The sequence below is a fragment of the Sphingomonas flavalba genome (genome assembly GCF_004796535.1).
GTDB lineage: Bacteria > Pseudomonadota > Alphaproteobacteria > Sphingomonadales > Sphingomonadaceae > Sphingomonas_L > Sphingomonas_L flavalba.
Genome location: NZ_SPHY01000032.1, coordinates 1 through 8,861, shown reverse-complemented (window position 1 = coordinate 8,861; position 8,861 = coordinate 1). Strand labels below are relative to the sequence as shown.

Annotated in this window: 6 protein-coding genes; all 6 read right to left on the bottom strand. The window is 68.7% G+C overall.

Features of this window, described 5'->3' with window-relative positions:
- Positions 1–381 precede the first annotated feature (381 nt).
- Positions 382–1,776 carry a dihydrolipoyl dehydrogenase gene (gene lpdA, locus E4A53_RS14510; protein ID WP_136163831.1) on the bottom strand — a complete coding sequence of 465 codons (1,395 nt, stop codon included), beginning with the start codon at positions 1,774–1,776 and terminating at the stop codon, positions 382–384.
- A gap of 43 nt (positions 1,777–1,819) precedes the next feature.
- A complete protein-coding gene (gene odhB, locus E4A53_RS14505; protein WP_136163830.1) occupies positions 1,820–3,034 on the bottom strand; it encodes a 2-oxoglutarate dehydrogenase complex dihydrolipoyllysine-residue succinyltransferase in 1,215 nt (404 codons plus the stop codon).
- Positions 3,035–3,056: 22 nt separating this feature from the next.
- Positions 3,057–3,539 (bottom strand): hypothetical protein, encoded by a 483-nt coding sequence (locus E4A53_RS14500; protein WP_136163829.1) that lies wholly within the window; start codon positions 3,537–3,539, stop codon positions 3,057–3,059.
- Positions 3,540–3,547: 8 nt separating this feature from the next.
- A complete protein-coding gene (locus E4A53_RS14495; protein ID WP_136163828.1) occupies positions 3,548–6,466 on the bottom strand; it encodes a 2-oxoglutarate dehydrogenase E1 component in 2,919 nt (972 codons plus the stop codon).
- An 85-nt stretch (positions 6,467–6,551) separates the two neighbouring features.
- Positions 6,552–7,436 (bottom strand): succinate--CoA ligase subunit alpha, encoded by an 885-nt coding sequence (sucD, locus tag E4A53_RS14490; protein ID WP_136163827.1) that lies wholly within the window; start codon positions 7,434–7,436, stop codon positions 6,552–6,554.
- 88 nt (positions 7,437–7,524) lie between these two features.
- Positions 7,525–8,487: a malate dehydrogenase gene (mdh, locus tag E4A53_RS14485; protein WP_136163826.1), complete on the bottom strand. Its 963-nt coding sequence runs from the start codon at positions 8,485–8,487 to the stop codon at positions 7,525–7,527.
- Between the last annotated feature and the right edge of the window lie 374 nt (positions 8,488–8,861).

Sequence of the window (8,861 nt, the reverse complement as noted above, 5' to 3'; positions counted from 1 at the left end):
CACCGACGGCGGCGGCAGTTGCTCGGCGGCGCCCGGCGGTGCCGCTTCGGCCGGCGCGGCCTCGGCGGCCGGCTGGTCCTGCGCGACGGCCGCGCCGCCAAGGGCGAAGGCGGCGGCGATCAGCAGCATCTTCATCGGTATCTCCATCGTTGCGACGGGCGCCCGCACCGGCACCACCCCCGACAAACGCCGGCTGAACGATGTCGATCCATGGCCGGCCCCTCGCCGCGCCCGCCCCGCAAGGCGAAGCCGCACGGCCGCGCGCGACGATCCGTCCGCAAAACCGCGCCCGCACGCCACATCCCCCGTCATTGCAAGCCCCCGCAGGGGGCGCGGCAATCCACGCGCCGACGCGGATCGCGGGCCACCCGGCCCGCCCGGTCACATGTGGATCGGCTTGCCGGTCACCGCCATCGCCGCTTCCTTCACCGCTTCCGAATGGGTCGGGTGGGCGTGGCAGGTATAGGCGATATCCTCGCTGGTCGCGCCGAATTCCATCGCCTGCGCCGCCTGGGCGATCATCGTGCCGGCGACGGAGGCGATCATCCATACCCCCAGCACCCGGTCGGTCTTGGCGTCGGCGATCACCTTCACCCAGCCGTCCGGCTCGTGGTTGGTCTTGGCGCGGCTGTTCGCCGCCATCGGGAACTTGCCGGTCTTGATCTCGCCGCGTTCCTTCGCCTGCTCCTCGGTCAGGCCGACGCCGGCGATCTCCGGCGCGGTGTAGACGACGGACGGGATCACGTCGTGGTTCACGATGCCGGTCAGCCCGGCGATGTTCTCGGCAACCGCGATGCCCTCGTCCTCCGCCTTGTGGGCCAGCATCGGGCCGGGCGCGACGTCGCCGATCGCCCAGATGCCGGGCGTCGCGGTGCGGAACTGGTGGTCGACCTCGATCTGCCCGCGCTGGTTGGTCGCCAGCCCAGCCGCCGCCAGCTCCAGTCCATCGGTGTTCGGCCGCCGGCCGATCGATACCAGTACGGCATCGGCCTCGATCGTCTCGCTGGCGCCGCCCTGCGCCGGCTCCACGGTCAGCGTGGCCTTGCCGCCCTTCACCTTCACGCCGGTGACCTTGGTCGACAGCTTCAGCTCCATGCCCTGCTTCTTGAACAGCCGGCCGGCCTCCTTGCGGATCTCGCCGTCCATGCCCGGCAGCAGCTGGTCGAGGAACTCGACGACGGTCACTTTGGCGCCGACCCGGCGCCACACGCTGCCCAGTTCCAGCCCGATCACGCCGCCGCCAATCACCACCAGATGCTCCGGCACCTTGCCCAGCTCCAGCGCGCCGGTCGAATCGACGACGACCTTCTGGTCGACCTCGACGCCGGGCAGCGGCGTCACCGACGATCCGGTGGCGATGACGATATTCTTCGCCCTGATCGTGCGGTCGCCGACCTTGACCGAATCCGTGCCGGCGAAGGCGGCATGGCCGTTCAGCCACTCGACCTTGTTCTTCTTGAACAGGAAGGCGATGCCGGCGGTCAGCCCCTTGACCGCGTCGGTGCGCTGACCGTGCATCGCCGCCAGGTCCAGGCTGACCGCGCCGGTCTTGATGCCCAGCTTGGCCAGCGCCCCGCCCGCCGCCGCCTCGTACAGCTCGGACGCGTGGAGCAGCGCCTTGGACGGAATGCAGCCGACGTTCAGGCAGGTCCCGCCCAGCGTCTCGCGGCTTTCCACGCAGGCGGTACGCAACCCCAGCTGCGCCGCCCGGATCGCCGCGACATAGCCGCCGGGGCCGGCCCCGATCACCAGGACGTCATAGTCATAGTCAGCCATGAAAAGCTCCTTCCGCGCCGCCGCCGGCGATACTTGGCAATCCTTACAGGTCGATCAGCAGCCGCGTCGGGTCCTCGATCGCGTTCTTCAGCGCGACGAGGAAGGTCACCGCCTCGCGGCCGTCGATCAGCCGGTGGTCGTAGCTCAGCGCCAGATACATCATCGGGCGGACGACGACCTGCCCGTCGCGGACGACCGGGCGGTCCTCGATCCGGTGGAGGCCCAGCACCGCCGCCTGCGGCGGGTTGATGATCGGCGTCGACATCAGCGATCCGAACACGCCGCCGTTGGAAATGGTGAAGGTGCCGCCCTTCATCTCCTCGATCTTCAGCGTGCCGTCCTTGGCGCGGCGGCCGAAATCGCCGATCGTCCGCTCGATCTCGGCGACCGACATCGCCTGCGCGTCGCGCACCACCGGCACGACCAGCCCGGTCGGCGCCGACACCGCGACCGACACGTCGACATAGTCGCGGTAGACGATCTCGTCGCCCTCGATCGCGGCGTTGACCGCCGGAATGTCCTTCAGCGCCTGGCACGCCGCCTTGACGAAGAAGCCCATGAAGCCCAGCCGCACGCCGTGCTTCTTCTCGAACAGGTCCTTGTACTTCGCCCGCGCCTCCATCACCGCCGACATGTCGACATCGTTGAACGTCGTCAGCATCGCGGCGGTGTTCTGCGCCTCCTTCAGCCGCTTGGCGACGGTCTGGCGCAGGCGGGTCATCCGCACTCGCTCCTCGCGCCGCTCGCCGGCGGCGGCCGCGGCGACCGGCGCCGGGGCGGCGTCCTCCGCTTCCGGCGCGGCGGCCGGCTTCGCCTCGGCGGCGCGCAGCACGTCCTCCTTGGTCAGCCGGCCGTCCTTGCCGGTGCCCTTGATCGAACTCGGGTCCAGCCCCTTTTCCAGCACCACCCGGCGCACCGCCGGGGACAGGGTCCGCTCGCTCGCTTCCGGCTCAGCCGCCTTGGCCTCCACCGGCGCGGCCGTGGCGGCGGCCGGGGCCGGCGCGGCAGCGGCGGCGCCACCGCCTGCCTCGATAATCGCAATCACCGCGCCGACGGTTACGGTATCGCCGACCTGCGCGGCATGGGCGCCCATCACCCCCGCCACCGGCGCCGGCACCTCGACCGCCACCTTGTCGGTTTCCAGGCTGACGACCGGCTCGTCGGCCTTCACCGGATCGCCGGGCTGCTTCAGCCACTCGCCGATCGTCGCTTCGCTGATCGATTCGCCCAGCACGGGCACCTTCACGTCGGTCGCCATGTCCTGTCCTCTGCTCCGCGCTTCAGTTGCCGCGCTTGGTGAAACTGTCTTTCCGCTTCAAATCCGCCAGCGGCACGGCCCGCGCCACCGCCAGCGCATCATCGTCGCAGGCCCAGCGCAACGCCGCGCCCAGCGCCTCGTAATCGTCGAATAGCATGGCGCCGCCGCCGTCCGAAGCCGGCGGCACCCGCATCGCCCCGGCCAGCGCCGCATCGACCGGCGTCGCGGTGGTCAGCGCATGGTCGACGCTGAACGCATCGATCCGGCGCAGCCGCTCGCCGGCGCAATCGGCGTCGACCACCAGCAGCGGGTTGTCCACCCCCGCGCCCTCGGCCCGGCCGATCTGCAGCGTCGCCACCCGCCGCCCGGCGCCATCATCCGCCGCCCGCGCGACGCCGATCGCCGCGCGTTCGCCCGCCACCGGCTTCAACGGAAACCAGGTGAACGCCGCCAGGTCGACGCTCGCCGGCGCCGGCAGCAGCAGCAGGGCAAGGACAGGCGCCACCGTTCGGTTCAGCCCTTCTTCTGGCGCTTGATCTCTTCGCGCACGCTGTGGCCCAGCGCCTCGGCGATCAGCGCGCCCTGCTCGGCCAGGTGGCGCTTCATCAGACCGGTCGCCGGCGAGGCGGACCCCGCCCGCCCGGCATAGCGCGCCCGCTTCGGCTTGGTGCCCGCCTGCTTCAGGCACTGCTCGATCAGCGGCTCGACGAAGAACCAGGCGCCGTTGTTCTTCGGCTCCTCCTGGCACCAGACGACATTGTCCAGCGCCGTCAGCCGCTTCAGCAGCGCAACCAGCGCCTCGCTCGGGAACGGATAGAGCTGCTCGATGCGGACGATCGCGATGTCCTCGTCCGCCGCCGCGTCGCGCGCCTCGATCAGGTCGTAGGCGACCTTGCCGGAACACAGCACCAGCCGCTTGACCGCCTTGTCCTCCGGCCCGGTCGGGTCGGGCAGGATCATGCGGAAGCCGCTGTCGCCGATGAACGCGTCGGCGTCGGATACCGCCATCTTGTGGCGCAGCAGCGACTTTGGCGTCATCATCACCAGCGGCTTGCGGAAGGTCCGCAGGTTTTGCCGGCGCAGGATGTGGAAGTAATTGGCCGGCGTCGTGCAGTTGGCGACCTGCATGTTGTCGCTGGCGCACAGTTGCAGGAACCGCTCCAGCCGCGCGGAGCTGTGCTCCGGCCCCTGGCCTTCATAGCCGTGGGGCAGCAGCATCACCAGGCCGTTGGCGCGCAGCCACTTCGCCTCGGACGAGGCGACGAACTGGTCGATGATCACCTGCGCGCCGTTGGCGAAGTCGCCGAACTGCGCTTCCCACAGCACCAGCGTCTTGGGGTCGGCCAGCGCATAGCCGTATTCGAAGCCGAGCACGCCGAATTCCGACAGCGGGCTGTCGAGCACCTCGAAGCGCCCGTGCGGCACCTGGTCGAGCGGCACGTAGCGCGCCTCGTTTTTCTGGTCGACCCACACCGCGTGGCGCTGGCTGAACGTGCCGCGGCCGGAATCCTGGCCGGACAGGCGCACGCTATAGCCTTCGGACAGCAGCGCGCCGAACGCCAGCGCCTCCGCCGTCGCCCAGTCGAATCCCTCGCCGGACTTGAACATCGCCCGCTTGGCGTCGAGGATCCGGCCCAGCGTCTTGTGGATGGTCAGCCCTTCCGGCACCGTGGTCAGCGTCCGCCCCAGGCTGTCGAACAGCTTCGCGGTGATGCCCGTCTTGACCTCGCGGTGCTCGCTGCCGCTGTCGGCCGGCTTGTGCAGGCCGGACCAGCGGCCGGTGAACCAGTCCGCCTTGTTGGCCTTGTAGCTGGCGGCGGCGGCGAATTCGTCGTCGAGCAGCGCGACGAAATCGGCGCCCGCCTTCTCGACGAACGCGTCGTCGACCACGCCCTCGCCCTTCAGCCGCTCGGCATAGACCGCGCTGACCTTCGGGTGCTTGCGGATGCGCTCGTACATCAGCGGCTGGGTGAAGCTCGGCTCGTCGCCCTCGTTATGGCCAAAGCGGCGATAGCACCACATGTCGATGACGATGTCGCGGCCAAAGGTCTGGCGGAATTCGATCGCTATCTTGCAGGCGAAGGTCACCGCTTCGGGATCGTCGCCGTTGACGTGGAAGATCGGCGCCTGCACCCCCTTCGCCACGTCCGATGGATAGGGCGAGGAGCGCGCGAATTGCGGGCTGGTGGTGAAGCCGATCTGGTTGTTGATGATGAAGTGGACGCAGCCGCCCGTATTGTAGCCGCGAATGCCGGAAAAGCTCAGGCATTCCCACACGATGCCCTGGCCGGCGAACGCCGCGTCGCCGTGGATCAGCACCGGCAGCACCCGGCCGTGCTTACCCGGCTCGTCCTGCACCATGTGCTGCGCGCGCGCCTTGCCCAGCACCACCGGGTTCACCGCCTCCAGGTGCGACGGGTTGGGCACCAGCGACATGTGGACGCTGATCCCGTCGAACTCGCGGTCGGCCGATGTGCCGAGATGGTATTTGACGTCGCCCGATCCGCCGACATCCTCCGGGTTGGCGGAGCCACCGGAAAACTCGTGGAAGATGACGTGGAACGGCTTGGCCATCACATTGGCGAGCACGTTCAGCCGGCCGCGATGCGCCATGCCGTAAACGATCTCGCGCACGCCGTACTGGCCGCCATATTTGATCACCGCCTCCAGCGCGGGGATCATCGCCTCACCGCCGTCCAGGCCGAAGCGCTTGGTGCCGACATATTTGCGGCCAAGGAACGCCTCATACTGCTCGGCCTGGATGACCTTGGACAGGATCGCCTTCTTGCCTTCCGGCGTGAACTCGATCTCCTTGTTCTTGCCCTCCATCCGGTCCTGCAGGAACCGCCGCTCCTCGACGTCGGCGATGTGCATGTACTCCAGGCCGACGGAGCCGCAGTAATTGGCGGTCAGGATCGCGACGATCTCGCGCACCGACGCGTATTCCAGGCCCAGCGTGCCGCCCAGGTAGATCGGCCGGTCGAGGTCGGCGCCGGAAAAGCCGTGATATTCCGGCATCAGGTCGGCCGGCAGCTCGCGCTTGGACTGGCCGAGCGGGTCGAGCTTCGCCGCCAGATGCCCGCGCACGCGGTAGGTACGGATCAGCATCTGGGCACGGATCGAATCCGCCGCCGCGCGCGCGATCGCGTCGCTGTCGACCGGGGCGGCGGCGCGGGCGTCCCGCTTCGGCGCGGCCGGCGCCGGCGCCATCTGCGTCGGGTCAAGCCCGGCGGTCAGCGCGTCGGTGTCGGCCGGCGGCCAGTTGTGCCGCTTCCAGCTCGGCCCGTCATGGGCGGCTTCCAGCCCGGCGAACCATGCGCGCCAGCCGGCGTCGACCGACGCCGGGTCGGCCGCGTAACGGCGGTAGAGTGCCTCGACGAACGAAGGGCTGGCGCCTTCGACGAAACTGAAGTCCTGGCCTTCGATACCCATCTTCACCTCGTCGTCCCGGCGGAAGCCGGGACCTTGAAACACGCAATCCCGAATCCCCGCCTCAAGGCGGAAGGTTCAGGCCCCGTTACCCCTTCAGCACCCGGGCCAGCGTCGTGCCCAGTTCGGACGGGCTTGGCGACACTGTGATCCCGGCGGCTTCCATCGCCGCGATCTTGTCGTCGGCGCCGCCCTTGCCGCCGGACACGATCGCGCCGGCATGGCCCATGCGGCGTCCCGGCGGGGCGGTGCGCCCGGCGATGAAGCCGACGACCGGCTTCTTGCGCCCGCGCTTGGCCTCGTCGATCAGGAACTGCGCCGCCTCCTCCTCGGCCGAACCGCCGATCTCGCCGATCATGATGATCGACTTGGTGGCTTCGTCGGCCAGAAACAACTCCAGCACGTCGATGAAGTTGGTGCCGTTGACCGGATCGCCGCCAATGCCGACGGCGGTGGTCTGGCCCAGCCCCTCGTTGGTCGTCTGGAACACCGCCTCATAGGTCAGCGTACCTGAACGCGAGACGACGCCGACCGATCCATTGGAAAAGATGTTGCCCGGCATGATGCCGATCTTGCACTCGCCGGGGGTCAGCACGCCGGGGCAGTTCGGCCCGATCAGCCGCGACTTCGATCCCGACAGCGACCGCTTGACCTTCACCATGTCGAGCACCGGGATGCCCTCGGTGATGCAGACGATCAGCGGCACCTCGGCGTCGATCGCCTCCAGGATCGAATCGGCGGCGAAGGGCGGCGGCACGTAGATGACGCTGGCGTCGGCGCCGGTCGCGGCAACCGCCTCGCCGACCGTGTCGAACACCGGCAGGCCGATGTGGGTGGTGCCGCCCTTGCCCGGCGTCACCCCACCGACCACCTGCGTGCCGTAAGCGATCGCCTGCTCGCTGTGAAACGTGCCCTGCGCCCCGGTGATACCCTGGGTGATGACCTTGGTGTTCTTGTCGACAAGAATGCTCATGGGTTCGCTTCGTCCTTCGCCTACGCCGCAGCGGCGGGTGCTGTGTCGGGCGCACAGGGCCGCCGCCGGGCGACCCCGCGCATGTGGATCAGGCCAGGGAGCCGTCGATCGCCTTGCAGGCGTCAAGCAAACCCTTCACCGCGTCAACCGAGGTCTGGAAATTGGCCTTGGCGGTGTCGTCGAGCGCAATCTCGACAACCTTCTCGACACCGCCGGCGCCGATCACCACCGGCACGCCGACATACAGGCCGTCGACGCCATAGGCGCCGTCGACATAGGCGGCGCACGGCAGCAGGCGCTTCTGGTCGTTCAGATAGGCTTCGGCCATCGCGATGCCGCTGGTCGCCGGCGCGTAGAAGGCCGAACCGGTCTTCAGCAGGCCGACGATCTCACCGCCGCCCGAACGGGTGCGCTGGACGATCGCGTCGATCCGCTCCTGGGTCGACCAGCCCATCTTGACCAGGTCGGGCACCGGGATGCCGGCGACGGTCGAATACTGGACGACCGGCACCATCGTATCGCCATGGCCGCCGAGCACGAAGGTGCTGACGTCCTTGACCGACACGTTGAACTCGTCGGCGAGGAAATGGCTGAACCGCGCCGAATCGAGCACGCCGGCCATGCCGACCACCTTGTTGTGCGGCAGGCCGGAAAATTCGCGCAGCGCCCAGACCATCGCGTCGAGCGGGTTGGTGATGCACACGACGAACGCGTCGGGGGCGTTGGCCTTGATGCCCTCGCCGACCGCCTTCATCACTTTGAGGTTGATGCCCAGCAGGTCGTCGCGGCTCATGCCCGGCTTGCGCGGCACACCGGCGGTGACGATGATCACGTCGGCGCCGGCGATGTCGGCATAGTCATTGGTGCCGGTAATCTTCGCGTCGAAGCCCTCGATCGGCCCGCACTGCGACAGGTCCAGCGCCTTGCCCTGCGGCACGCCCTCGACGACGTCGAACAGCACGATGTCGCCCAGCTCCTTCTTCGCCGCCAGGTGCGCCAGCGTGCCGCCGATATTGCCGGCACCGATCAGGGCAATCTTTTTCCGGGCCATCCATTCCTCCGCTTCGGGATGCGCGAAATTGCCGCAAAGCACCCGCGCGCGTTGAACTCGGCGGGGCCTTAGGCCGAATAAGTTAAGGCTTCAACTGTCCAGTCCTGTAAATCTTTGCACTTGCAAATCAATTGCAATTGACCGCGTCCGCCTCGTATCCCGAACCCGCGTTCCGCTACGGATGGCCGCCCTCCCGCCCCCGCGTCGGCCCGGCGGGCGCTTTTCCGCGATGCCGCGATATTTCGCACGGAAATCCGAAAGCAGCCGCCCTGCCCCGCCCCTAGAGTTTGTCCGCTTGAAGCGGAAGCGGAAGCGGCACCGGCCCGCTCCCTCACCCGGCCTCCCAATGGCAGTATCTTGTGGGAGGCCGGGTG